The organism is Bacillus sp. 05T21, assembly GCF_056396785.1.
Window position 1 is genome coordinate 33,484 of sequence record NZ_JBFTMD010000029.1, and the last position, 24,196, is coordinate 57,679.

A 24,196-nucleotide genomic window follows, 5' to 3' on the forward strand; every position below is an offset into this window, starting at 1 on the left:
AATAAAGGAAAAGAGATTGATAATGAAGGAGTGGTACTAAGGGTACGGGTAATATAAAGAAGGTTTTCCTCTATTCAACTCTAAGGAAGAACTGCTTTTAGATAAATCGTTTTATTTAGAACCAGATACAATACAATTTCGAGAGTTATCGTTAAGGCTATACGAAAAGATACAAAGAGATCAAGATTTGGCATTGAAATTTACTCCAGGTGAAATAGAGTATTTAAAAAGAGGGAAAGTACCCGGAACATTGACTTGGCATCACCATCAAGATCCAGGAAGAATGCAAATTGTTGATTTCTTTAAACATGATGCAGCACCACATACAGGTGGGAGAGCAATCTGGGGTGGTGGCGTTCGAGGAAGGAAAGGTCATTTAGTAAAACAGATTTTGGAGGGAATTATGACATGGAAAAAGTAAATTGGCTATTTACAGAAGAATTAATTGATGAAAAAATAATATCTAAGGTAGAGAAATCTTTTGGAGTAATCTTTCCACAAGATTATAAGGAATGTGTAATGAAGTATAATGGTGGATGTCCGGAACCAGATAACTTTAATTTTGAAAATGGAGGAGAAGGTGTAATAAATAATCTATTAAGTTTCACAAGTCAAGATATGAATATAGAGATGTTTTACGATCCAATACAGCCTGAGATAGAGGGGACTGTTCCTTTTGCAAGAGATCCTTTTGGAAATCTAATATGTTTTGACTATCGTGCGGATAAACTATCACCGACAATTGTATTTTGGGATCATGAGGAACAAGGAGAAGCAGCTATAGAGATAATTTGTAATACATTTTCAGAGCTATTAGATGGATTATATGATGAGTGAAAACCTATTTATAAAAAGTGAAGGAGAAATAAATATGAACTTTGAATATACGTTTCCTCCAACAGACCAGAGAGAAATTGAAAACTTAGAGGAGAAATATAATATTAAGTTGCCAGATGAGTATAGACAATTTTTATTATTGAATAATGGGGGGAAAGCGGAGAAAAGAAGATTTGTTACAAATGATGACGGGAAAGAAGGTACTGTCGAGTCTTCTATTGTACTGTTTTTTCCTTTAACTACTGAAACGAATCTTAATTTAGAAGAAATGTTTAACAAATATAACTTAGGGGAAGTAGTTCCTTCTCATTTTTTCCCAATTGGTTATAGCCTAGGTGAAAGTTTAGTTTGTTTATTGCTCGAAGGAGAGGAGAAAGGTAATCTTTACTATTGCGATATGGATTATTTTGAACAAGATAATGAATTATTAGATGAAGATATAAAATTTATTGCAAAAGATTTTACAACATTTATAAAAGAACTTAAAGCACCACCGAAAAGTTAATGTGTTATATGATGGGAATTTTGTGTTAAAAAAGGATGAAAAAATATTGTGAAAATGAGCGGGAAATGTATAATTATATATTGAAAATATATCTATAAAAAATAATATAAAAGAGTACATCAACAAATAAAACTGTTGATGTACTCTTTTTATGGATTTGAGAACCAAATCGATAGCTTATAAGACAATATATTTCCAATGATTAAGAAAAAGCATATTTGAATTTATAGCTCATCTTAGTAAGTAGACACATGATATTGAATACTTTACTTATATTCATTTACCAGAATGACAAAGCTCATGATGCTAAAGTTAAAGATGCACAGACATCTAAAACAAGTGAACGAAACAGAAAGGATTTTTGACGGGGGAGTAGGAGCACTTATTTGGTGTCCTATTATTATTCTATTAATACAAAAAATGTCTTTAACTATTAAAAAAAGACATCCATAATTTTTCTACGTGATTGAAATGTATTATAAAATTCAAGTGAGGGCAATTAAATGGAGTGGTGATTGTAATCATGAATGAGAATAGTAATGATAGAATAAGAGTCATGGAAATATTAAATAGATCCCAATACAATGATGAGATTATAGATCTGTTAGATATGAGTGATTTAGACCTTACTTTTTCAGATTTGTCAGAGGTAATGGGAGATCGTATTATGGCAAAACGAGTCATGTTAAGGGCTTCTTCATTAATGAGAGCAGCGTTTCGTGATTGTGATTTTGAGCTGGCTGACCTTAGAAGTTGTAATTTAGGGGAAATCAACATTGCAGATTGTAGGTTTGGCGAAGCGGATTTCTCTAAAGCAAATATGAAATATGCAAAAATAAATATAAGTTATTGCTACGAAACATGTTTTGACGAAAATGTGAAGGAATTAGTGTTGAAAATGGTATAGAAGTTTATTTTGAATCGTATGTAAACTTGGCAAATAAGTTTTAATGTATTATTTGTCACAACATGTACAGGGTGTCACACTGTCACTATAAAACTTGCAAACTTAAAGCACTTGATTGTCAACTAAAGACAACAAGTGCTTTTTATTTTGAGATTATAACATAGGGTACGAGTAAAAGTAGTGCTGAAGTAAGTGAAGTTAAAACATTAGTGGACAAAGGTAAACAGTTTACAAACAGTAGAAAAAAAGGTTGAAACCGAATATTAGGTATAAAACAGGAGAGTTTGACTATTTTTATGAAACCGATAGTCTTGGAAGAATTGAAAAATTTGAAACAGATAAGCTACAATTAACTGAAAGAGAGAAGGGATTATCACATAGTAAAAATACCCCCGGTAAAGTAAAAAGATAAGACCATGCAGGGCATTTAGCGGGTGATAGATTTGGAGGCTCGCCTAAAATTGACAATTTAGTTTCGCAATTATCTGATGTTAATTTGAAGCAATATAAGAAGATTGAAGAAGAATGGGCTGCAGCTTTGAAAGCAGCCCCCCCCTAAAGAAGTAAATGTTGATGTTGAAATAGTTTATTCTGGAAATGATATGCGCCCAAAGGAATTTATAATTAATTATTCTATTGATGGTAAATGGGCATTTGAAGTTATTGAGAATTAATCTAAGGAGTGAAAAAGTAATATGAAAGAATTTGAAGATAAGTTTAGTGAATTGCAATCAGATATGATAGCTATATGTATGGAATTTGTTGAAGATAGAGCCGATAAAGTATATGTTTATGCTTCACGTGAAGAAGGTATTACTTCAGGTAGATTCTTTTATTTAATTAATAATAAGTATGTAGAGCCTCATAAAGTGAATGATGCATTGGAGAATGGGGATGAAAGATATGATGTATCTCCAAAACGAGGGTTTACGGTATTGCGTATAATATGTGAAGACATCAAAAAAATAAAAGAATTGTGCAAAGAATATGAACGAGACATGCCAACAGAGATGAAATTAATATATGATGTTAAGAGTGGCGAGTTTAAAGCTGAGTATAAGTATGATTTAGTATATACAAATGACGATGTTAAAACGGCTGGGCATATTGCTGATGAGTGGTTTGAGGAAGTGAAAAATAATAACCTTTAAAAGGTTCACAGTAATAGTTATATCTAAGTTGAATTAATAACTTATGATGGTTGTACCATCATAGAGTACTATGTGCAATGATAGAATAGAAAACGAAGTACAAGCTTAGGCGAGATGATATTTTATTGTGCGGCGGGTACAAAGACATGGAGTGTATAGTAAACTAACGAACTCGTAAGTTCTAACGTATTACTTGTCATGACATATGAAGGGTTTCATACTGTTACTAGAAAAATTACAAAGTTATGCTACATAAAACCAGTTGAATTTAAAGCACTTGATTGTCGATTAAAGACAACAAGTGCTTTTTTATTAATAGGGGACCTATAGCTTCATAAAAGTATTTTTTATAAATTAAGGAAAATACAAATTGCTAGTATAATTGAAATTAAAATAGTAAAAACAGCAGACAACGTATCCGCCACCTTTAAAGGTGTAGAAATATTACCAGACGGGACAGAACGAACTTCAGCGGAAAAGTAAAAAAGCCATGATATATAGTTGGTAAGTTGGAAGAAGTAACGGCATTCATGAATAAGTTGCCGAACAGTATGAAGAATGTTAGGGGGAAGATTAAAAATATTGAGATCCCGAATTTATTCCCTGAACCTTTGTTAGCTGGTGTTGGGAATGGAGGAGGAAGAAACGCACTTGGTGGAGAGTTATTTTCTGTTGCTAAGAGTGAAACTAAGGGGCGAGCGCACAATGCGAACCGATTATCTGGGGAGAAAGTTCCTGAAGAGGGGATAAGAAAAGCTGGAGTAGGTAAAACTGGTGAAGGAATACCCTTAGAAGAAGTAAAGCCAGATGTACTTAAGCAGATACACCCTGATGATAATGGAGCATATGGGTATTTACCAAATGAAGGTACTGCATACCATAAACCAGAATATGATTTTACTGATGTTGATTGGGTAAAAGGAATGTAAAATGTTGGGAAGGATTATCTTGAAGCATCTAAACAATTAGAAATTGATATTAAAAGAATGACTTCGGAAGGATTTTCTAAAGAAGACATAGCAAAACATGTTGTTGATGCACGTAATCAACAGAAAGTTACAGCTAGAGCAGACATGACAGCAGAAGAAAGAGCAGGATTAGAAGCGAGGGATATGGAAAAATATGATAATCCAATAGGTCCAGATTCACAATGGTTATTTAGTAAAACTAAGAAGAAATTAATTAAAGAAGGCACATAAATAAATGACGACGGAATTTGGAGTAGTATTATTAAAAAATCCATGAAAAAAGATGATGTAATAAATACACTATTAGGGTTAATTCATTAGGAGGAGTTAGTTATGATATTTTTAGATAATTATTCTAAAAAGAACACATATATTAATATAACACCAGAAGGATATTCACTAGTTGATGCAAATAGTATAAATGATATAGAAAATGGAGAAGGTGGATTTAGTGAAGATGGTGAGCTATTAGGGCTATATATTGACGATGGCAAATTATATTTCCAATATAATGATAAAAGGTATGAAACTAAGTCAGATGAAATAAATTGCACAAATGAAATACTGGATGATGGTAAGCGTAATTTCAGAATGAAAATAAAAGAAGTCCTTGTCTGTAATATTATATACAAATCATATATAAGCCCATTCGTTTTAACCTTCGGAGATGATGAAGATGAATTTGATTTTTCACTTTATTTAAGTAATTTAATGGCAGATGAAAATTCTATTAAAAATTTTATTAAGGGCATAAATAAGTTAAAGCAATATTATTCCTAAGAAAGAGAAATTCTATTTTACAAATAGTTTTTTACTGCAAAATTAAGTAGTACCTAGATGCATAAACTAACAGAATTAATAAATGGTATAAAAACTAGGAGAATACTATATATAAATGAATTCATAATTGTAATAATGCAGTGAAAAGATTAAATGAATCAGCTGAAATTTAAGTAGGCTGATTTATTGTTTTTTTAGTAGTTAACATATGCTATAAATATGGACAGTTTCATAAAAGAGTTTTTAGAATATGAATAAAAAATGACTTTGGATTATTGTCCCAAAGTCACTTTTACATTTATGCACTTGAGAAATGACTAGTTAAAAGTTATTAGATTATAACTCCAATTTTAGAATGCTAACAGATAAAAAATTGGCATAGAAATCATATGAGATTTAACGATTGATAAATATAAAACTGGAAATATCATCGGCATGAAAGAAACAATTGCTGTTCCTATGTCCAAACGACAGAGCGCGTCAAAGACAAAATCACTATGAATGATATCTTCATTTCCAACAATGTGTTTAACCGCCATTATGATAATTTTATGATTAGAACGGAAAACCTACAAGGTGGTTTTGCTGAACCTTGTGATAATTGTAGTAGAACGTTTTTTGATTTCTATAACATTGATTACTAGGAGGAATGAAAATGGAAATATCAAATAAGACAATAGAAGAATTAAAAAAAGCGGGATGGTATGAGGGTAGAAAAATAGATATATCAGAAAATGTAAAGTTTCTGGAAGAAAGGGGATTTGAGGTTTTTGAAAGTGCCAAAAAATTTATGGAGGAGTTTGGAGAATTACGATTCAATGTTGAAAGGGTTTGGCCAGATGGGGTTACTAAGGACATATCTAAACATACTACTTGCATTAAGAAAGTGATAGGTGTGTTAGATAGTTCGTGTTTTGGTTTAGAAGATTATATTGATGATAAAGTTATTCCTATAGGTTCACTATATGATTTCGGGCTAAATTTATACATATCGGAATCAGGAAGAATATTTAAAGCAACAGGTTGGGCAGGAGATACTGTTTTAGAGGCATTTGATAATATTATTCTTGAAAAAGGAGCAATGATTTGGGGTAAATTTAAAGGGTAATAATGTTTTTTTAATGCAAAATTATGTCTTAACCTACTGCATAATTGTTATGAAGCAGTGCGTAGGTGGAGGAGCAACAATAGACTTATGGGAAAGGTGGTTTAATAAATTATGAAGTATGGAATTCATACTAAATTAGTTGAAGACGTTATTCGATTTGCAAATTCTATGCAAGATATTCAAAAGACAGTGGTCCCTGAAGATGTTGCTATTATTAATGATTTTATTGAGGCGAAAAAATTTGCTTTTTATGAGATTTTTGGTGAGGATGAATACACATGGTCAGATATTAGGCAAATTGAAATGGGGAAAGTTATGGGGAAATTGTATAAACTAGACCCTAGTCAAAAACCTAATGGTTTAGAGGAAGTGACAGAAGAAATTGCTAATGGACTCAGAAACCAAATTCCGGACTCGTATAGTGATTTTTTTGAGAATGTTGTGGTAGATTTAAGAAATTGCGCGATAAATCGTCAAAGTGAAAATTTTTACGAACAAATTTTCAATATTTACAAAGCTGGTGGTTTTCCTTGTGGCTGGAAAGGCGATTATCCAGACAACGGAAAAATAATTGCTTATTTTGTATAAATTTGTTATCTAAAGTAGCTTTGTTAAAAATACAAATATTTATAAAATACTAAATTAATAAACTTAAAGTACTTGTTTCCTACGAGCAACAAGTGCTTTTTATTTTAAAATTACAACAAAGGGTACGGGTAATCCTCCTAAAATAACGGAAATAAAAGAGGAGGATCTTGGTAAGCATATTATTAAAGGGAAAAATGGAAGGAAAGAACTTGCACCAAACGTGCGCTATATCACTGAGGATGGTTATAAATATACAACAGATGAGCTTGGTAGAATAGTAGATGTTGAGGCAGAAGAACTAATACTTCAAAAAGGAAAACGAAATACAGGAATGCAAGTGGCTACAGGACGAGAAGATAGGTTGCCTGATGATGATGGGGGTTACTTGATAGGAACACAATTTCACGGATCCGGTGACATTGATAATTTAGTCGCTCAAAATAAACAAATTAATCGTTCGGGTGGAGAATGGTATAATATGGAGAAGGAGTGTGCTAATGCATTAGGTGGAAAGCCCCCTAAAAAAATGTCAGTAAAAATTGAACCAGTATATACAGGTGATTTACTAAGACCAAGTTATTTTGAGATAGTGTATAAGATCGAAGTGAAAAGGCTAATTAAGAAAACTATTAAAAATCAGTTAGGAGGTTGCTTATATTGAGTATGGAAAAAGAAATGAATCAAATATATAGAGAGATTGCTGAAACAGTTAATGAAATGATTCCAGAAGAATGGAGAAAGTTTTGTTTTTACGCTCAAATATCAGAAACAGGTGGAGGAACTTACTTTTTCTATAATACACTCGAGGATGAACAGAGCTATAAGTATAGTTTAGAAATTCCTTATGGATACGAGATTGATAAAGAATACTATAAACTGAAGATTAGAACTTTATTTGAGTTAAGTGATAAACTAAGAAAGGTTTTTAAAGATAATCAACAAGAACTTTGGTACTCTTTTACGCTATCTCTTGATAGCGATGGAAAGCTGAAGGTGCATTATGATTATACCAATTGGTTCGATACTGATTATAGTTTTGGTGACCAGTTAGTTATTTGGGAGTATAAATACTTAGGAACAGAACCAGATGATAGTGAAAGTAAGGATTTAATTAGTAGGTATTTAGATGAGTATCCGAATAATCCAATTTAGTTAAATAGAGCAGGAAAGGAATACTCAGTTGACCAGAGACAAAGAGGTAAGACTACAGAAAAAGACAGAAAAAAGAATAGACTGTTAAAAAAGTAAGTACTCCATGATGGTTGTACCATCATAGAGTATTACGTGCAAAGATAAAATAGAAAAAGAAGTACGAGCTTAGGCGATATGACATTTTACTGGGTGATGAATATAATCACATGGAATGTATATTAAACTAGAGAACACGTACAAGCTCGTAAGTTTTAAAGTAGTAGTTGTCACGACATATAAAAGGTGTCATATCGTTACTATAAAACTTACAAATTTATGCTACTTAAAAACAGATGAACTTAAAGCATTTGATTGTCATTTATGGCAACAAATGCTTTTTTCATAGATATATTAAGACTCGATAAACAAATAAAATATAGGTTGTATATACGGATTGATAAATGAAATAAAATAAGTCGTGAATATTATATAATTGAAATTAGACTAGCAAAAATTGTGGACAACATATTCCCCTTCATTAAAGGTGTAGAAATATTACCCGATGGAAGCGTAAGTAGGTACGGGGGAACAAATTCTAGGGAAAAGTAAAAGAAGCACCGTGGCATCTCTAAAGCGAGTATTCAGAGTAGAATTCCGATAGTGGTGTTAAGGGTACGGGTAATAGTAGTAAAGTAGATGTCCCTTATGGAACACAATTTCGTAAGACTGGTAACAAAAAAGAACTAAAACAAAATGTGAAGTACAAAACAAAAGAAGGATATACCTATGAAACCAACAACTTTGGTCGGATTGATAGTGTCGAAGCGGAATTACAACTCGGCAAAGGAAAGAGAAATCAATACAACTTGTACCATCAGAAATAAATGGCAAACTTGGGCATCTTGGCGGCGTAGGAGAGATAAATGCAGGAGCGTTTAAGTCAGGAGAATTTGCCAATAAATAGAAAGGAGAAAATTCAAAATGAAAATAAATGATGCAGTTTTTGGCGAACTTGAGTTTAATAATTATGATTGGATTGGATATAAAAACATTGAGTTTTTTGGGAACGAAGTTAAGGTGGCGTTAATAGTCAGGGGAGAAGATGATGGTCAGTTTGAGGAAGAACAATATATGGCATATAATTTTTTAATAGAAAGATGGCAACAATTACAACAAAGTATTTTGGAGCCTATATTAGATTATTATAAACAAAAAAGATATGAACTTGGTTACGATGTTGAATCTAACGAAAATTATCCTTTAATAGAAACAGCTACTCAAATTCTCGAAAAAATAACCTTAGTTGGAATTTTTGTTCCAGATAATGACCTTATCGACTTTCTTGATATCGGACTTACGTTTGACTGTACATGGGATATGGAAAATGGATTAGGCCTTTGTCTTGTGAAAGGTGAAGTAACTGAGGTAGGTTATCAGGACGTTGCAATTTAAGCATTACTATTTGTAAGGGATACACATAATAGAATATAAAAAATTGGCTTTTTGGAAATTGATAGCAAAGACAGCAGAGATAGATACTAGAAATCTCTGCTGTTTTTTATGCAAATGGAAAAATTAATCTTGAAAGTTATTTCTATCGTACATACTATTGAGGTCTTTTACTAAAGATATTGAATTTGTAAATCCATCTGGTACGGGTAACACTGTTCATAGATCTGAAATTGATGAAGTAATTAAAAACGACTACGATATAGACGGGAATTTGGTTAATAGGTCAATTGTGCCTAAAGGTTATGATAGTGTTGAAGACTTTTTAACAAAAGTAGATGATACTACTATTAAAGAGTTTGGGTATGATAGTGTTGAGGAATTTAAAGCGGTAGTAGGGTATGTTGATGCTCATTTAAATGCTTCACCAAAACATAATATAATTAATAAAGGGCTAGCAGGTGGCACACATATGAAAGGTATAGATTACGATGTTTTAGGTTTTCCGATTTTTAAAGGTGATGATGTTAAGTTTACTCATAAGTTAGATGAAAGTTTATTTATAGCTAAGGATGATGCACAATTTGAAGAGTGTACAAGGCAATTGAAGGCAGCGATAAACAAAGGAGAGATACCGAGAGATATTTTTACACCTAAGCAATTAAAGATGATAGAGTTGGAATTGCCACGAATTGTAGATTTAACATGGCATCATCATCGGGTGCCTGGAAAAATGCAATTAGTTGTTTCAGCAAAGCACAGTGTAAATCATTTAGGTGGTAATAAATTATGGGGAGGCGGAATTAGATGAGAAAAAATTTAACATGGCCAGTTCCAGATGAGCCGGTTTCAGCAGAATATATATATGAAGTGGGTAAGCAGATGGATTTTATATTTCCAAGTGATTATGTAGAGTGTGCTACTACTAATAATGGTTCAGCGGTATTACCATATAAATTTGAGGTGGATGGAGTAACAAGAGTATTTGGGACATTGCTCTCTTATGATACGGATAGTAGCGAATATATTGTTAAAGTATATCGCACTTATGCCCCTACTATACCTAAAGAGTTAGTTCCTTTTGCTTTTGACCCAGCAGGAAATTTAATATGTTTTGACTATAAAAATGACAAAAATAACCCTGTTGTGGTATTTTGGGAACATGAGAATGCTGGCGAAAAAGAAATGTTAATGCGTCAAGAAGGTTTAACAGAAGCACAAGTAGAAGAACTGGCAAGAGAAAATGTATTTTACATTGCAGATACATTTACTGATTTTTTAAGTAAATTACACGATTAAAAAATATAATGATGAATGAAAAATAAAGTTTATGTGAAGTGGATAGAAAAAATAATAGGGTGTTTGAAAATATATACTCCATGATGGTTGTACCATCATGGAGTACTGTGTGCAATGATAGAATAGAAAACGAAGTACGAGCTTAGGCGAAATGACATTTTACATGGCGGTGAATATAAACACATGGAATGGGCATGAAACTAACGAACTCGTACAAACTCGTAAGTTTTAACGTAGTAGTTGTCATGATATACAAAAGGTGTCATACTGTTACTACAAAACTTACAAATTTATGCTACTTAAAAACATATGAACTTAAAGCACTTGATTGTCAATTATGGCAACGAGTGCTTTTTTGTATTTTAGCGTAGAAATAAGTCGGTACACGTATAATTTTATAAATATACTAAGGGTACGGGTAATAGTAGTAAAGTAGATGTCCCTTATGGAACGCATTTTCGTAAGACTGGTAACAAAAAAGAACTAAAACCAAATGTGAAGTACAAAACAAAAGAAGGATATACCTATGAAACCAACAACTTTGGCCGGATTGATAGTGTCGAAGCGGAATTACAACTCGGCAAAGGAAAGAGAAATCAATATGCTCAAAGTAATGTAGGTGAAACAGACAGAATTAGAGGTAATTATCCAGGGAGAGATGATGGTGGTCATTTAATTGGTAGTCAATTTAAAGGATCTGGAGATATTGATAACTTAGTTCCAATGAATTCCTAAATAAATGAAGCTGGTGGGAAATGGCATCAGATGGAACAATAGTGGGCAGCAGCATTAGAAAGAAAAGAAAATGTAAAAGTAAAAATCAAACCGCAATACACTGGAAATTCAGCTAGACCTGATAGTTTTATAGTTAATTACTCGATCGATGGCGGTAGGATGAAAAAAGTTACAAAACTAAATCAAATAGGAGGTTAGTGACATTATGGAGCAACAGATGAATCAGATGTATCCCTTAATTGCGGAGAATATTATAGATATGATACCTGATGGTGATTGGAATGAAATTTACTTGTATGCTGAAATATTGGATGGTTCTAGAGAGGTGTACTTTTATTTCAATACTTCTGACAACGAGGATTTTCTGTATTCTCATGATATTCCTGAAAAATATGATGTGAGTGAAGAAATCTACGATAACCTGTTATTGGAATTACAAACTAAATTTAATGATTTAAGACAAATATTTATTGACCATGATCAAGAGCCATGGACGAATTTAACTTTAATATTGAAGTATCCTGGAAAGATAAAACTTCATTATGATTATGTAGATATAATAAATTCAAAAATATCCCCGACTCAACGACAAATGATTTTTGAATATCAACATTTGGGTTTGTTACCTCAAAGTGAGAAAAACAGACTGTTTGTACAAAATTATGTAAATAATCAAAATGACTAAAAATAAAAGTAACACCAATAACTTAAATCTTGATTAGCCATATGACTTACAAGGTTTGAGTTGGTTTATACTAAAAAATGCATAGTCCGTGATGGTACCACCATCACGGAGCTTTGTAACAATTTGAACTATGGTAAATAAGAATAATTAGGTGAGATGACATTATACTGGGCGATGAATATAAGTACATTGTAATGACATACAAAAGGTGTCATACTGTTACTATAAAACGTACAAACCTAAAGCTAACCGTGAAAATCTAGAAAATACATGAACTTAAAGCACTTTATTGTCTATGATAGGCAACAAGTGCTTTTTTAATTGATTGGTATGCTTTAACGTTATAAATAGTTGGTAAGTTGGAAGAAGTAACGGCATTCATGAATAAGTTGCCGTATAGTATGAAGAATGTCGGGGAGAAGATTAAAAATATTCATATCCCGAATGTATTCCCGGAACCTTTGGCAGCTGGTGTTGGGAGTGTAGGAGAAAGAAAAACACTTGGAGAGTTATTTTCTGTTGTTAAGAGTGGAACTAAGGGTACGGGTGAAGGTAGTAGGATAAAAGATATATCTAAATTAACTACAGAAGATATTCCGACTGCAAAAAGTGGTAAATTTAATGATTTCTTTAACTCTCTTTCTAGTAATGAATTGGATGAATTATGGCAAGATAAAAAGATTAGAAAGAAAATTGAGCGTCAGCTTAGAGAGCCTGGTGGTTTGCATGAATGGCATTTAGTATCAAGAGCTCCACAATTCAAATTTTGGGATATTAGTGCTGAAAAAATTAAGGATTTAAGAACGGCAATATCTGATGTTAAATTTATAAATCCTAAAGGCGTTCATGAAGGATTAGGTTCTACAAAAGCACATAATGAATTATTGGCAATTATTGATACATCAAATGACTATAACACATTTATTAGAAGACTTAATAATTGGGCTTACTATAGATTAGAGAGTGGAATTTCATCATTGCCAGAAGGATTAAGATTAAAATAGGAGTGTGTTATTTATGGAAAAGCAAGGAAGTGTTTCAATATGGTTAGGTAATATTAAAACACAAAACCAGTTAGAGAAATACGTCAATTTAACATACGATGAAGACGGAGAGTCTGTATCTTCTAAATTTTTTGTGGATTTTAATATTGATATGGATGAAACAGATGAGGATTTTATTGAAAAAGCGGTATTAGAAGAAAAGAGTGATAATATCTCTGCTTTATTAGAGGGCTGTTCATATGAGGAGATTATACTACCTAAAATTAGAGGATATGTTAACTTAAATAAGTTGTATAACGCTGTTATTTTAATTTACAATTTTGAGTACGAGAACATAGTTAATTCTTTTGAGGATTTTGATTATATTACTTCTACTAGTTACCTACAATAGTAATCTCTAGATTGAAATTTGAATAAACTGTTGAATAGTGAAGAGCGTTAATCTTATATTAATTTGAAACCTTGATGGGCTATATGCCTCTCAAGGTTTTTATAATTTATGTTTAAATTAAAAGTTTATAGTAAAAAGTAAAGCACACGAGAGTTGTTACAATGAATTTATAAGTATTACAATTACACTTATTACTTGCTTTATACTTTACACATGAGAATGAAAAAGATTGTGGTGTTAAACTTAAATATACATAAGCATATATACGAATGGGAAGTAAAGTATATGTGAAGTGGATAGAAAAATGATAGGGTGTTTGAAAGTACAGACCTCACGATGGTTGTACCATCATGGAGTACTATGTGCAATGATAGAATAGAAAAAGAAGTACGAGCTTAGGAGAGATGCCATTTTACTAGGCGACGAATAATGTCATGAGTGTAATATAAGTCATGCGTTTGAAGGAGTAGAAGGAACATATAAAGGAGCTATAAAAGAATGATTAACTATGGAGAAATTTATTATGACCATTATAGCAAATATTTAAGTGAGCCAATAGACCGAGAGGTGTTTAAAAATAACGAAGAGCTTCCGAGTATACAAATCTTAAAATATGAAAATGTATTTGAAGAATGTTTAGTTTTTAATACACTTGGATTCAGTAAGTATGAGGAAATAGTAGGGGATAATATTGAAATTTCAATGGTAGTGGATGGAGCGTTTAATAGTACAGGTTATATTCTTGCAAGTGCTCTATTTTATTGTATTGGTAATGGAATAGAAATAGGACGAGGAACAGCAATTAGTGGTATTGAAACTATTGATAAAGCATTTGTTCAAAAATATAATAAAAGTGCAGTTTACTTTACTGAACCCTTCGCGTTTCCGGAAGAATATAGTCATGTACGTACTGAAAATGAAGATAAAGATGGTAAAATGCTGTTAGCATTTTTCATTACTCAATCGGAATATGAATGTTTTGTAAAATGTGGGACGGAAAAATTTGAAGATTTGTTAGAGGAACATGACGTAGATCCTTTTAATGTTAGTAGAAAATCTATAATTTGAGGGTTAACTAGTACTGAAAGGTATAGAAAATTAGGGTTAGAAATTAAAGAATTCACATAAGACAAGCAAAAGAAAAAGAATTTATTTTTGAAGTGGAAAGAAAAAGAATAGGCTGTTAAAAAGTACATACTCCATGATGGTTGTACCATCATAAAGTATTACGTGCAATGATAGAACTGAAAACGAAGTACGACCTTAGATGAGATGATATTTTATTGGGCGATGAATATAAACACATGGAATGTATATGAAACTAACGAACTCGTACAAAATTGTAAGGTTTAACGTAGTAGTTGTCACGACATATTAAAGGTGTCATACCGCTACAGTACAACTTACAAATTTAATGCTACTTAAAAATAGATGAACTTAAAGCACTTGATTGTCTATGGTAGGCAACAAGTGCTTTTTTAATTGATTGGTATGCTTTAACTTCATAAATAGTTGGTAAGTTGGAAGAAGTAGCGGCATTCATGAATAAGTTGCCGAATAGTATGAAGAATGTCGCGGAGAAGATTAAAAATATTGAGATCCCGAATTTATTCCCTGAACCTTCGCTAGCTGACATTGGGAATGTAGGAGAAAGAAAGACACTTGGAGCGTTATTTTCTGCTGTTAAGAGTGAAACTAAGGGTACGGTAAACACTGTTCATAAATCAGAAATTGACGAAGTAATTAAAAATGACTACGATATAGACGGAAATGTGGTTAATAGGTCAATTGTGCCTAAAGGTTATGATAGCGTTGAAGAATTTAAAGCAGTAGTAGGGCATGTTGATGAATATTTAAATACCTCACCTAAAAATAATATTTTAAACAAAGCACTAGCGGGAGGTACACACGTGAAAGGTGTAGATTATGACATATTAGGTTTTCCGATTTTTAAAGGAGATGCTGTTAAATTTCAAACGACATTGGATAAAGAAATGTATATAGCGAAAGATTTAAAGCAATTTAAAGAGTGTACTAGGGCGTTACAAAAAGCTATCGGAGCCGGCAAGGTTTCAAAAGACATATTTACTCCAAAGCAACTGGATCAAATAAATGCTGGAAAAGAAAGAATACAAGGATTAACTTGGCATCATCATCAGGTACCAGGAAAGATGCAGTTGGTTGTATCAAAAGTACATGGTGTAAATCATTTAGGTGGAAACAAATTATGGGGAGATGGTATTAGGTGAGTAAAATTAAATGGGAATTTGCAGATGAGCCTGTAAGTCAAAAGGTGGTACAAACAGTTGGTGATAATTTAGGTGTTAGGTTTCCAAGTGATTATATAGAGTGTGCGGCTATAAATAATGGGGCGAATGCAGAACCAAGATTATTTGATGTAGTCAATCGAGAAAAAGTATTTGGTACGCTGCTATCATTTGATGAAAACAATGATGAGTTTATAGTATCTGTTTACAACGATTATAAGTTAACTTTACCAAAAGAATTAGTTCCAATTGCTTTTGATCCGGCAGGGAATTTAATATGCTTTGATTATAAAGATGATAAAAACAAGCCTACGGTAGTATTTTGGGAACATGAAAATGCTGGTGAAAAAGAAATGTTAATGCGAGAAGAAGGATTAACAGAAGAACAAGTAGAAGAATTAGCAAGAGAAAATGTATTTTATATCGCAGATACATTCAGTGACTTTTTAGATAAGTTACGTGATTGAAAAACAAAGCATATGTGAAGTGTACAGAAAAAGAAAAGGTCATTTTGAAGAATGCACTCTATGACGGTTGTACCATCATAAGCTACTGTTTGTACCCTCGCCTTTTGATACAATAAAATACGACACACGAGCTTAGGCGAGATGACATTTTACTATGCAACGAATATAAAGACATGGAATGGGCATGAAACTAAAGAACTCGTAAACTTGTAAGTTTTAACGTAGTAGTTGTCACGACATATAAAAGGTGTCATACTATTACCATAAAACTTACAAATTTAATGCTACTTAAAAATAGATGAAATTAAAGCACTTGATTGTCAATTATGACAACGAGTGCTTTTTTGCATTTTAGCGTAGAAATAAGTCGGTACACGTATAATTTTATAAGTATACTAAGGGTACGGGTAATGGTAGTAAAGTAGATGTCCCTTATGGAACACAATTTCGTAAGACTGGTAACGAAAAAGAACTAAAACCAAATGTGAAGTACAAAACAAAAGAAGGATATACCTATGAAACCAACAACTTTGGTCGGATTGATAGTGTCGAGGAAAAAGCATACTACTATTCTTTAGAGCCGCGTGACGCTCTTGCTTTTGATTTGTTGAATTTGAGAAAAATATACATAGAAGATAATGTGTATAAAGAGATACTCCCAAATTTGAGAGAGTATGCTAGACAAGCAAGAGAGGATTATTATAAAAAAGAATTAAAGAAAGAATGATGATTTACTTTACTAGTCTAATAGTAGGAACATTATAGTTTTCAATTTTATTTGTCTTATGTTTTTCAACAATATCTAATTTTATGTAACTACTCAGCCACCCTATAAAAAATCGACTGAAAAGCATTTTTAAAATGGTCGAGAGGGACTGGCCATGCATAGAAGCGGTCAGGGCTTATTTCTGCCACGCGCAAAGTTTTAAAACAAAGAAAGACAGCGAAGTGTATGTCCATTTTTATCTTCATGGCAGAAATCTATATGATGAAAAATGAGTACCCTTTACCAAACTTGTAAATGAAATATATGGCTGAGTAGTTACAATTTTATTAATTCTTTTAAAAGGAGAAGTTTATATGGACAGCAAATCTGAGATCAAGAGATTATATAGTTGTAGATTTTTAAAAAATCAATCGGAATGTGAAGAGTTTGACAATTTATTAGAAAACTTAGCAGATTGTGATGATGAAAAGCTTATTAAAGATTTGTGTATGGTATTTGAGGATGAAACACAAGAGGAAGAAGTTATGTTTGGTCTAGTTCACTTTATTGAAAGTTTTGAAATGGAAAAATATCTAACAGAGATGCCTAAAGCTTTACCAAAAATGGTTGAGAGTGCAAAAGAGTGGGCAATGCTACTAAACATAAGAATTTTAAATAATGATTTATATAGAAGTGAGTATGCTAAAATTTTTGTAGGAATGAATAGTGATATAAAATTAACAGTAATCAATTTGCTTAATGAAATTATTTCTGACGATCCTAAAAGATTCGAGGGCGTTGCTAATGAAATTCTTAGCGAGCTAAAAGAAGTTGATAGAAAATAACTAATGATGAGGAAGGGTTACTATGGAAGGCTCAAAAATAATTTTATGTATACCAGGGTTATGGAAAAACAGAAGTGAAATTGTTGAATCAGTGGCAAGACAAAGTGAAGGATATATTTTTGCAGGAAATAGTATTGGTAAGCTTGGTGAACCAATAGGATTTTTTGAAGCCGAGATTTATGGGTATGATGAACATTTGGCGGAAGCTTTCGAGATTGCAGGGAATGGTAAATTTACAGAAGAGCAACTTGATTGTATTAAAAACCATTTCTTAACTGTATATTTAGTTGGAGAAGGCGGATCTATTGATAAAGTAGTAAAGATACTTGAAGTTGCGAATGTACTTTTAAAGGCTGGTGGACTTGGGGTTAAAGTTGAATCATCAGGTACTGCAAATACAATTGAAGAGTGGGCTAATATATATAATACAAATGATACAGTAGATTTATTTCAGGCTTTTGTAACAGTAGTAGAAGAAACAGATTTTTACTACACATGTGGAATGCATTGTTTTGGATTACCTGATGTTATTGCTTTTAAAAATCAAGTAACAACACAATACGCTCAAGAGTTGATGCGGATTTTTTGCTTATACAATCTTATTGAGCAGCCTAAGTTAGAAAATGGTTCTACGTTTACTATAGATGAGACCAGCCCGAGTTTTATTTTAAGGTATGCTGAGTGTAGGCATTTTCCAGAAGATCATGTATTTTATAATAAATATGGTATATGGGCATTAGTTAAAAAAAGTATTTAAGTTTATTATGAAATTATTTCTCTTCAAAAGGAGAAGTAAATGAAAAAGTACCTGTTCACATTTCATAATAAAAATACATTAAGCGGCTTGAGCTCTGAATTCTAAAGGGCTCAGGCCGTTTAATCGTTTCTGGTAGCGATGGTGATTATAAAAATGAATATAGTCATCAATCGCTTGTTTTAACCCTTCATTTAAATTGTACTTATGTAAATAATATCTCTCACACTTCAATGTGCCCCAAAATGCTTCAATCGGTCCATTATCAATACATCAATCAACACGTGACATACTCTGCGTCATATTTGCTTAAATCCTTTTGATTGTTGTAAAGCGGTTAAGAGATTAAGAGATGTTGAAGCTGAGGGCGGTGACCTTGACGATATTGTTGACGCTCTTAAAGAATTAGGTGGATTAGCTAGTAGAAGATAATTGAATTTAAGGAGGATATGTTTTGGATAAAAAAATTTTAAACAAAGCAATAAGAAATGCAATTAAAATTGGTGATATTAATGAAGTAAAACAATTAATAGGTAATGATAAAGAAATTTTGAACACAATGACTACATTTGGAACATGGTTACATGTAGCTGCCAAGAAAGGACACCTTGAAATGGTTGAGTATCTAATTAATAAAGGTATAGATATTGATGCTAGAGGTGGTACATTTGATGCTTCTGCATTAAATTTGGCAGCAGGAGCGGGGCATTTGGAGATGGTAAAGTATTTAATTGAGGCTGGCGCAGAATTAGATGTGAGCTTAGCAAAAAGAAATCCATTATTTGGTGCGATTTATGGTGGACATAAAGAAGTAGCTGAGTTTCTAGTTGAAAAAGGAATAGATATTTCAATTAGATACACTGGAGAAAATATTAAGAATATGAATGCTTATGAATATACTAGAGAATTTGGGCAAACAGAAATTGCTGAATATTTAAAGCAGAAGATGGATGAAAAAGAATAGAGTACATACTCCATGATGGTTGTACCATCAGAAATAAATGAAAAATTCGGGCATCTTGGCGGTGTGGGAGAGATAAATGCAGGAGCGTTTAAGATGGGAGAATTCGCCAATAAATAGAAAGGGGAAAATTCAAAATGAAAATAAATGATGCAGTTTTTGGTGAGCTTGAATATGATTATGTCTGGAGTAGAGATACTACCATTGAGTTTTGCGGAAAAGAAGCCGAAATTACTTTGATGATAGATGGTGAAGAAGATGGAGAATTTAGTGAAAAACAGTATGCTTCGTATAATTCTTTAATACAAAATTGGGGACATCTTCAACAAAATATTTTGCAACCAATTCTAGATTATTACAAACAAAAACGACATGAGCTTGGGTATGATGTTTCATATAATGAAAATTATCCTTTAATTGAAACGATTGATCAGCTTCTTGAAAAGATCAGGCTAGTGGGGATTTATGTCCCATCTGCTAGACGCTTTGAAGGCAGATATATTGGACTAACATTTGACTGTACATGGGACATGGAAAATGGGGTAGGCATTCGTCTAATAAATGAAGAAGTAGCTAGGGTAGGATACCAAGATGTTGCAATTTAAGCATTACTATTTGTAAGGGATACACATAACAGAATATAAAAAATTGTTTTTTGGGGGAATTGATAGTAAAGACAGCAGAGATAGATACTAGAAATCTCTGCTGTTTGTTTATGCAAATGGAAAAATTAATCTTGGAGGTTATTTCTATCGTACATACTATTGAGGTCTTTTACTAAAGATATTGAATTTGTAAATCCATCTGGTAAGGGTACGGGTAATAGTAAAATCCAATTGGGTAAAGAATATTTGGATGCTTTACGGAAAAAGTGGAATGTTCCAGAGACTAATACAATAGCAGTTGGTAAAACAGATGTAAAAGGCCTTAGGGATTTGGCTTTTGAAGGAGGGTCTACAGAAGTTAGAAAAGAAGCTGGACTGCCTTCATTGGATACAATCTTACCAAATAGAGAGAGTAGGGCCCCATATGACCATATAAAAAATCCTAAGTTAGCGCAGTTTACAAGACATGCTGAAGAAGGAGTTTTAAATGAGTTTGATTATGCTATAAAAAAAGCAGGAATCGAACCAACGGAAGTAACGGGTACACTTAGAATTCATCAATCTAACCCAAGAGGTGTATGTAATAAGTGTAGCAAAGGATTACTGAAACCTTATCCTATTGAAAAGAGTGGTATATTTTATCAAGCTAGCAAAAAATATCCTAACTTAACAATAGAAGTAACATCGGAGATTGATGACAGTGTTAAAACAAATGGATTGTTATCTTTTGTTTTAAAAGATGGAAAGATTATTGAATAATTTAAGGAGGAAATCATGGGTAATATATTAATCGAGAATTTACAAAAAGAAGTTAAAGTAGGCTTTGTTTTAGCAGTTGCTGAAAGAGTATTTTCTATAATCAGCAAGGATGATGAAAGATATCCAGATGGAAGAGAAGCCTTGGAAAAATGTTGGCTATGGGTTGAATCTCATGCTGTTACTGGGGATGAATTATATGAGCTTATTGATAACGCAGACTTTACAGGAATTTCAGAATTTGCAGAGGAAGAAGAAGATTTGAATATTGCTAGGATCTGGTCACTATTAGTTGATGCTGTCGCTTATACTTCTTGGGAAGCCTATAAAAATGAAAAAGTAAAATATTTACCACAGTCATTAGAAAGTATTACTACCGATAGTATTACAATTTTCTTAAATAGTGCAGTGGAAACCAGCTTTATTACTGTAGAGGAAATCAAAGAAATGGAAACAGTTATTAATAATAATTGGAGTACAAATACTGAAATTCCAACAAAAAGAGAAGATTTTATAAATATATTTTAAGTAAGTAATAAATTTGGGGAGCTTCCAGAAGTAAAAGGTGACAACATTACAGGACATCCTATGCCATCTAATAAATATATGAATGATAAATATGGTATTGAGGCAGATGAAAGTTATGCTAGCAACTTAGAGCATCCACACCCGAGAAGGGGTGGAAGACATAGACGGACTTTTACTTATGGGTTGGGTTCAAGAACAAGACCAGAAGATTTTAAACTGTATATGTCTTTGAAATCACGAGATGCTTTTCCCTTTTTTATGATTTTTGATGTTAATTCATCCAACGAATAGCAATTATTTTGTATAATTCTAAAAAATTTGACCATTTATTGATATTCCCTTAACATTACCTTATGCATATATACGATATAGTAAGTAATCCTCTTTATCTTGACTCTATATATTTATTGTTTCCTTTTGCAAAATCCTTATGATAAGGGTTCTTTTTTGTTTCATTTGGCTTGGGATCTATTCAGAAATCTGTGGCCTTTTTCTTATTTCATTTTGGACGGATATTTCCAATCATGTTTTTTCTTAGAAACAGTTGAAGAAACTACCCGGGGATCAGTCGGGATACGTGTCATTTAGAGTCAGCCATTATTTTATCAGAACTATGTGGGATATATTTTTTTAAAAGTATTGATGAAATAGTTAAGAATTCGCTGTTTTTTTTCGCATAAAAAAAAGAACCCACTATAAGATGAGTTCTTTAGGGGATTGTTTCGTTTAAAGAGTGATATGTCTAATAAACATATAAAAGAAGATATAGGTTACTACATATATGTACATTAAGAATTTCAATAATGGATTTAGGGCGATGTTGCCGTACCCCAGAAAGAGAGGCGGATTAAATGGGCTTTCATGTAGATTTAAAGGAATTCCATGAAGTACTGGAAAAACTTCAAAAAGACACCAGTAAAACAAATAATCAACTTGAACAAGCCAAACAAGCATTGAATGGCATTATCCAGGCCGATGCCATGCAGGGTGCAACAGGGAAAGCGATTGTCAACGACATCAATAATAACCAAAATACAGTTGTGATTGGATTGAAAGATACCAATGAATTACTTAGTATCGAAATGGCGCAAACCTTACAGGATTTTCAGTCAACAACTGGAGAAACTGATGAGAATGCGATTATTCTGGAAGATGCGTTACTGCAAGCACAAAACAAACTTTCCAATCTCCAACCCAAGAAACATGAAATGGATAGCCGCATCTCTAATATTTACAACAGCGTAAGTGATTTGATTTCACTGAGTATGCCGAACAGCCAGTTTGATGAAAAACTGGTTGCAGCCAGCAAAGAACTAGAGGATACGATTCAAAAAGTACAGCAATTTGAAAGCAAAAAAGAAAAAAGTGATGCGGAAAACATCCTCAATGCTCTAAACAACCAAGTTCAAATTGCAGGGAAGATGGGTAGTTTATCTTATACTGATCCGCAACTGCAAGCTTTCTTTGCGCTAGATGATTTGGCAAAAGGCATTCATGAAATGGATACACAAATCACGAAGGCGAAAAAAGAAGCGCAACTGCAAGCTGAAAGAGAAATGAAGAAAAAGCAAGAGGAATGGGCGGAACATCACCCAGTGGAGGCTTGGCTTCAAAACTTTTCCAGTAGTGCCGGTGAGAAATGGGATGTATTGAGAAAAGGCACAAAATGGGTAGGGGAGAACATTCCTTTCCTAAAAGGGCTTGCCGATGATGCCTTGGTGTTGGAAGGTTTTTTAGGCGCGGCGGGATCCGCTATTAGTGGGATAGCGATAGGTGCGACGAAGCTAGGGAGCCTAGTCTTAGAGCTTGGTGAGTGGGGCTTTAACTCGATACGCGGCGTAGAAACAGAACAGTGGAAACTGGACGATATTTATGGAGCTGGTAATACGCTAAAAAATCTTGGACAAGCCATCATCAGTTGGCAGGATTATCCTAAGTATGGTAAGACACTATTTAACTCTGTAAAAGGCTATGTAGAAAAAGCATTGACCGATCCTTATGCTCTTGGTGGCGCGATATTTGATATTGGTAGTTGTTTTGTCGGCGTCGGTGAAGTAACCGCCGCAGTGAAAGGATCAGCTGCATTAGGAAAAGTCGCAGAGGGTGTAAAAGTCTTTCAAGTAGCAGAGAAAAGCGGTAAAATAGGTGGTAAGTTGGAAGAAGTAGCGGCATTCATGAATAAGTTGCCGGGTAGTATGAAGAATGTCGTGGAGAAGATTAAAAATATTGAGATCCCGAATTTATCCCCTAAACCTTCATTAGCCGGCGTTGGGAATGTAGGAGAAGGAAATACACTTGGTAGAGGGTTATTTTCTGTTGCTAAGAGTGAAACTAAGGGGCAAACGCAAAACGCGAATCGGTTATCTGGAGAGAAATTCGATAATCTTTCTCTTAATATAGAGAAGAAAACATCTGTAGGGAATGAACCTGTGTTTGAGAAAAAGCCAGCGCAGTTTTTGGATGGGTTGAATTTAAAGAGTGGTCAGAAAGTTTCTCCAGAGGGGTTAAGTAATGCTGAGCTAAATACCAGTGATAGTGTTAAAAAATTTATTAATAATAGTGGGTATTCAGTAGATGAATTTGTTGGGTTATTACATCCAGATAGGGTGTTAAATGCTAGTGAAAAGACAGTAGTTGATAATATAAGAAATGAAATTGGAGTACCTGATGTTGGTACAAAGATGAAAAAAGTAATCCCACAAAGTGATATATATAAGTATTTATATGATGAAAACTATACAGGTGTAAGAGGATTTACTGCAGTTGATG

General features: G+C 32.9%; 27 protein-coding genes and 7 pseudogenes. 33 read left to right on the forward strand and 1 reads right to left on the reverse strand.

Translation table 11 applies throughout. The features are described 5' to 3' along the window. Nucleotides 1–64: 64 nt before the first annotated feature. The 27 genes and pseudogenes from AC1DKZ_RS28295 to AC1DKZ_RS28425 all read left to right on the forward strand — a co-directional run. Nucleotides 65–421: pseudogene (locus AC1DKZ_RS28295) on the forward strand (HNH endonuclease); the annotation flags it as partial. Continuing rightward, on the forward strand, nt 409–837 hold the full coding sequence (locus AC1DKZ_RS28300; RefSeq protein WP_476997546.1) for an SMI1/KNR4 family protein: 429 nt from the start codon (nt 409–411) through the stop codon (nt 835–837). The pseudogene AC1DKZ_RS28295 and the gene AC1DKZ_RS28300, both read left to right, overlap by 13 nt. A 34-nt stretch (nt 838–871) precedes the next feature. Then, nucleotides 872–1,342: an SMI1/KNR4 family protein gene (locus AC1DKZ_RS28305; RefSeq protein WP_340826937.1), complete on the forward strand. Its 471-nt coding sequence runs from the start codon at nt 872–874 to the stop codon at nt 1,340–1,342. Between the two features lie 523 nt (nt 1,343–1,865). Continuing rightward, nucleotides 1,866–2,216: pseudogene (locus tag AC1DKZ_RS28310) on the forward strand (pentapeptide repeat-containing protein); the annotation flags it as partial. 283 nt (nt 2,217–2,499) lie between these two features. Further along, nucleotides 2,500–2,661, forward strand: a complete 162-nt coding sequence (locus AC1DKZ_RS28315; RefSeq protein ID WP_476997547.1) for a hypothetical protein — start codon at nt 2,500–2,502, stop codon at nt 2,659–2,661. 48 nt (nt 2,662–2,709) lie between these two features. Continuing rightward, the gene (locus AC1DKZ_RS28320) at nt 2,710–2,808 is read left to right on the forward strand and encodes a hypothetical protein (RefSeq protein WP_476997567.1); all 99 of its coding nucleotides are present in this window, start codon (nt 2,710–2,712) and stop codon (nt 2,806–2,808) included. A 136-nt stretch (nt 2,809–2,944) separates the two neighbouring features. Further along, nucleotides 2,945–3,400, forward strand: a complete 456-nt coding sequence (locus AC1DKZ_RS28325; protein WP_016128620.1) for an immunity protein YezG family protein — start codon at nt 2,945–2,947, stop codon at nt 3,398–3,400. Between the two features lie 497 nt (nt 3,401–3,897). Then, nucleotides 3,898–4,599, forward strand: a pseudogene (locus AC1DKZ_RS28330) (hypothetical protein); the annotation flags it as partial. Between the two features lie 102 nt (nt 4,600–4,701). Beyond that, nucleotides 4,702–5,148, forward strand: coding sequence for a hypothetical protein (locus AC1DKZ_RS28335; protein ID WP_476997548.1), 447 nt, complete (start codon nt 4,702–4,704; stop codon nt 5,146–5,148). Nucleotides 5,149–5,803: 655 nt separating this feature from the next. After that, nucleotides 5,804–6,256 (forward strand): SUKH-3 domain-containing protein, encoded by a 453-nt coding sequence (locus AC1DKZ_RS28340; RefSeq protein ID WP_476997549.1) that lies wholly within the window; start codon nt 5,804–5,806, stop codon nt 6,254–6,256. 111 nt (nt 6,257–6,367) lie between these two features. Continuing rightward, nucleotides 6,368–6,844 carry a hypothetical protein gene (locus AC1DKZ_RS28345; protein WP_476997550.1) on the forward strand — a complete coding sequence of 159 codons (477 nt, stop codon included), beginning with the start codon at nt 6,368–6,370 and terminating at the stop codon, nt 6,842–6,844. A 109-nt stretch (nt 6,845–6,953) separates the two neighbouring features. Further along, entirely contained in the window at nt 6,954–7,505 is a 552-nt protein-coding gene (locus tag AC1DKZ_RS28350; RefSeq protein WP_476997568.1) for a DNA/RNA non-specific endonuclease, read from the forward strand. Between the two features lie 2 nt (nt 7,506–7,507). After that, nucleotides 7,508–7,996 carry an immunity protein YezG family protein gene (locus AC1DKZ_RS28355; protein WP_476997569.1) on the forward strand — a complete coding sequence of 163 codons (489 nt, stop codon included), beginning with the start codon at nt 7,508–7,510 and terminating at the stop codon, nt 7,994–7,996. 671 nt (nt 7,997–8,667) lie between these two features. After that, a pseudogene (locus AC1DKZ_RS28360) lies at nt 8,668–8,838 on the forward strand (hypothetical protein); the annotation flags it as partial. Nucleotides 8,839–8,956: 118 nt separating this feature from the next. Then, on the forward strand, nt 8,957–9,427 hold the full coding sequence (locus AC1DKZ_RS28365) for a DUF6985 domain-containing protein (protein WP_048371685.1): 471 nt from the start codon (nt 8,957–8,959) through the stop codon (nt 9,425–9,427). A gap of 157 nt (nt 9,428–9,584) precedes the next feature. Next, nucleotides 9,585–10,235: an HNH endonuclease gene (locus tag AC1DKZ_RS28370; protein ID WP_476997551.1), complete on the forward strand. Its 651-nt coding sequence runs from the start codon at nt 9,585–9,587 to the stop codon at nt 10,233–10,235. After that, a complete protein-coding gene (locus tag AC1DKZ_RS28375; protein WP_476997552.1) occupies nt 10,232–10,723 on the forward strand; it encodes an SMI1/KNR4 family protein in 492 nt (163 codons plus the stop codon). The genes AC1DKZ_RS28370 and AC1DKZ_RS28375 overlap by 4 nt, the downstream gene beginning before the upstream one ends. A 495-nt stretch (nt 10,724–11,218) precedes the next feature. Then, nucleotides 11,219–11,656: pseudogene (locus AC1DKZ_RS28380) on the forward strand (DNA/RNA non-specific endonuclease). Nucleotides 11,657–11,663: 7 nt separating this feature from the next. After that, complete coding sequence (locus tag AC1DKZ_RS28385; RefSeq protein ID WP_002187027.1) at nt 11,664–12,143, forward strand: antitoxin YezG family protein; 480 nt, start codon at nt 11,664–11,666, stop codon at nt 12,141–12,143. A gap of 380 nt (nt 12,144–12,523) precedes the next feature. Next, entirely contained in the window at nt 12,524–13,147 is a 624-nt protein-coding gene (locus tag AC1DKZ_RS28390; protein WP_476997553.1) for a hypothetical protein, read from the forward strand. 13 nt (nt 13,148–13,160) lie between these two features. Beyond that, nucleotides 13,161–13,538, forward strand: a complete 378-nt coding sequence (locus tag AC1DKZ_RS28395) for an immunity 22 family protein (RefSeq protein ID WP_476997554.1) — start codon at nt 13,161–13,163, stop codon at nt 13,536–13,538. A gap of 498 nt (nt 13,539–14,036) precedes the next feature. After that, nucleotides 14,037–14,606: a suppressor of fused domain protein gene (locus tag AC1DKZ_RS28400; protein ID WP_476997555.1), complete on the forward strand. Its 570-nt coding sequence runs from the start codon at nt 14,037–14,039 to the stop codon at nt 14,604–14,606. A gap of 473 nt (nt 14,607–15,079) precedes the next feature. Next, nucleotides 15,080–15,787 carry an HNH endonuclease gene (locus AC1DKZ_RS28405; protein ID WP_476997556.1) on the forward strand — a complete coding sequence of 236 codons (708 nt, stop codon included), beginning with the start codon at nt 15,080–15,082 and terminating at the stop codon, nt 15,785–15,787. Next, complete coding sequence (locus AC1DKZ_RS28410) at nt 15,784–16,272, forward strand: SMI1/KNR4 family protein (RefSeq protein ID WP_476997557.1); 489 nt, start codon at nt 15,784–15,786, stop codon at nt 16,270–16,272. Before AC1DKZ_RS28405 ends, AC1DKZ_RS28410 begins: the two co-directional genes overlap by 4 nt. Nucleotides 16,273–16,756: 484 nt before the next feature. Further along, nucleotides 16,757–16,999: a hypothetical protein gene (locus tag AC1DKZ_RS28415; protein ID WP_476997558.1), complete on the forward strand. Its 243-nt coding sequence runs from the start codon at nt 16,757–16,759 to the stop codon at nt 16,997–16,999. A 353-nt stretch (nt 17,000–17,352) separates the two neighbouring features. Next, nucleotides 17,353–17,823, forward strand: coding sequence for an Imm30 family immunity protein (locus AC1DKZ_RS28420; RefSeq protein ID WP_476997559.1), 471 nt, complete (start codon nt 17,353–17,355; stop codon nt 17,821–17,823). Between the two features lie 22 nt (nt 17,824–17,845). After that, complete coding sequence (locus tag AC1DKZ_RS28425) at nt 17,846–18,580, forward strand: DUF4261 domain-containing protein (RefSeq protein ID WP_476997560.1); 735 nt, start codon at nt 17,846–17,848, stop codon at nt 18,578–18,580. Between the two features lie 78 nt (nt 18,581–18,658). Here the strand turns inward: AC1DKZ_RS28425 and AC1DKZ_RS28430 are convergent. After that, nucleotides 18,659–18,886, reverse strand: a pseudogene (locus AC1DKZ_RS28430) (IS3 family transposase); the annotation flags it as partial. A gap of 145 nt (nt 18,887–19,031) precedes the next feature. Here AC1DKZ_RS28430 and AC1DKZ_RS28435 point away from each other — a divergent pair. The 6 genes and pseudogenes from AC1DKZ_RS28435 to AC1DKZ_RS28460 all read left to right on the forward strand — a co-directional run. Next, complete coding sequence (locus tag AC1DKZ_RS28435) at nt 19,032–19,541, forward strand: ankyrin repeat domain-containing protein (protein ID WP_476997561.1); 510 nt, start codon at nt 19,032–19,034, stop codon at nt 19,539–19,541. 9 nt (nt 19,542–19,550) lie between these two features. Then, nucleotides 19,551–19,658: pseudogene (locus AC1DKZ_RS28440) on the forward strand (HNH endonuclease); the annotation flags it as partial. 17 nt (nt 19,659–19,675) lie between these two features. Then, a complete protein-coding gene (locus tag AC1DKZ_RS28445) occupies nt 19,676–20,143 on the forward strand; it encodes a DUF6985 domain-containing protein (protein WP_098308845.1) in 468 nt (155 codons plus the stop codon). A 231-nt stretch (nt 20,144–20,374) separates the two neighbouring features. Beyond that, nucleotides 20,375–20,902, forward strand: coding sequence for a hypothetical protein (locus tag AC1DKZ_RS28450; protein WP_476997562.1), 528 nt, complete (start codon nt 20,375–20,377; stop codon nt 20,900–20,902). Nucleotides 20,903–20,917: 15 nt separating this feature from the next. Then, nucleotides 20,918–21,427, forward strand: a complete 510-nt coding sequence (locus AC1DKZ_RS28455; protein ID WP_476997563.1) for an Imm6 family immunity protein — start codon at nt 20,918–20,920, stop codon at nt 21,425–21,427. A gap of 851 nt (nt 21,428–22,278) precedes the next feature. After that, a partial coding sequence (locus AC1DKZ_RS28460; protein ID WP_476997564.1) for a T7SS effector LXG polymorphic toxin occupies nt 22,279–24,196 on the forward strand: 1,918 nt, incomplete at its 3' end.

Coding starts and splice junctions, on each gene's coding strand:
- AC1DKZ_RS28345 (WP_476997550.1), top strand. CDS start 6,368: ATGAAGTATGGAATTCATACTAAATTAGTTGAAGACGTTATTCGATTT.
- AC1DKZ_RS28365 (WP_048371685.1), top strand. CDS start 8,957: ATGAAAATAAATGATGCAGTTTTTGGCGAACTTGAGTTTAATAATTAT.
- AC1DKZ_RS28395 (WP_476997554.1), top strand. CDS start 13,161: ATGGAAAAGCAAGGAAGTGTTTCAATATGGTTAGGTAATATTAAAACA.
- AC1DKZ_RS28390 (WP_476997553.1), top strand. CDS start 12,524: ATGAATAAGTTGCCGTATAGTATGAAGAATGTCGGGGAGAAGATTAAA.
- AC1DKZ_RS28445 (WP_098308845.1), top strand. CDS start 19,676: ATGAAAATAAATGATGCAGTTTTTGGTGAGCTTGAATATGATTATGTC.
- AC1DKZ_RS28340 (WP_476997549.1), top strand. CDS start 5,804: ATGGAAATATCAAATAAGACAATAGAAGAATTAAAAAAAGCGGGATGG.
- AC1DKZ_RS28355 (WP_476997569.1), top strand. CDS start 7,508: ATGGAAAAAGAAATGAATCAAATATATAGAGAGATTGCTGAAACAGTT.
- AC1DKZ_RS28420 (WP_476997559.1), top strand. CDS start 17,353: ATGGACAGCAAATCTGAGATCAAGAGATTATATAGTTGTAGATTTTTA.
- AC1DKZ_RS28325 (WP_016128620.1), top strand. CDS start 2,945: ATGAAAGAATTTGAAGATAAGTTTAGTGAATTGCAATCAGATATGATA.
- AC1DKZ_RS28455 (WP_476997563.1), top strand. CDS start 20,918: ATGGGTAATATATTAATCGAGAATTTACAAAAAGAAGTTAAAGTAGGC.
- AC1DKZ_RS28335 (WP_476997548.1), top strand. CDS start 4,702: ATGATATTTTTAGATAATTATTCTAAAAAGAACACATATATTAATATA.
- AC1DKZ_RS28425 (WP_476997560.1), top strand. CDS start 17,846: ATGGAAGGCTCAAAAATAATTTTATGTATACCAGGGTTATGGAAAAAC.
- AC1DKZ_RS28385 (WP_002187027.1), top strand. CDS start 11,664: ATGGAGCAACAGATGAATCAGATGTATCCCTTAATTGCGGAGAATATT.
- AC1DKZ_RS28305 (WP_340826937.1), top strand. CDS start 872: ATGAACTTTGAATATACGTTTCCTCCAACAGACCAGAGAGAAATTGAA.
- AC1DKZ_RS28300 (WP_476997546.1), top strand. CDS start 409: ATGGAAAAAGTAAATTGGCTATTTACAGAAGAATTAATTGATGAAAAA.
- AC1DKZ_RS28405 (WP_476997556.1), top strand. CDS start 15,080: ATGAATAAGTTGCCGAATAGTATGAAGAATGTCGCGGAGAAGATTAAA.
- AC1DKZ_RS28375 (WP_476997552.1), top strand. CDS start 10,232: ATGAGAAAAAATTTAACATGGCCAGTTCCAGATGAGCCGGTTTCAGCA.
- AC1DKZ_RS28400 (WP_476997555.1), top strand. CDS start 14,037: ATGATTAACTATGGAGAAATTTATTATGACCATTATAGCAAATATTTA.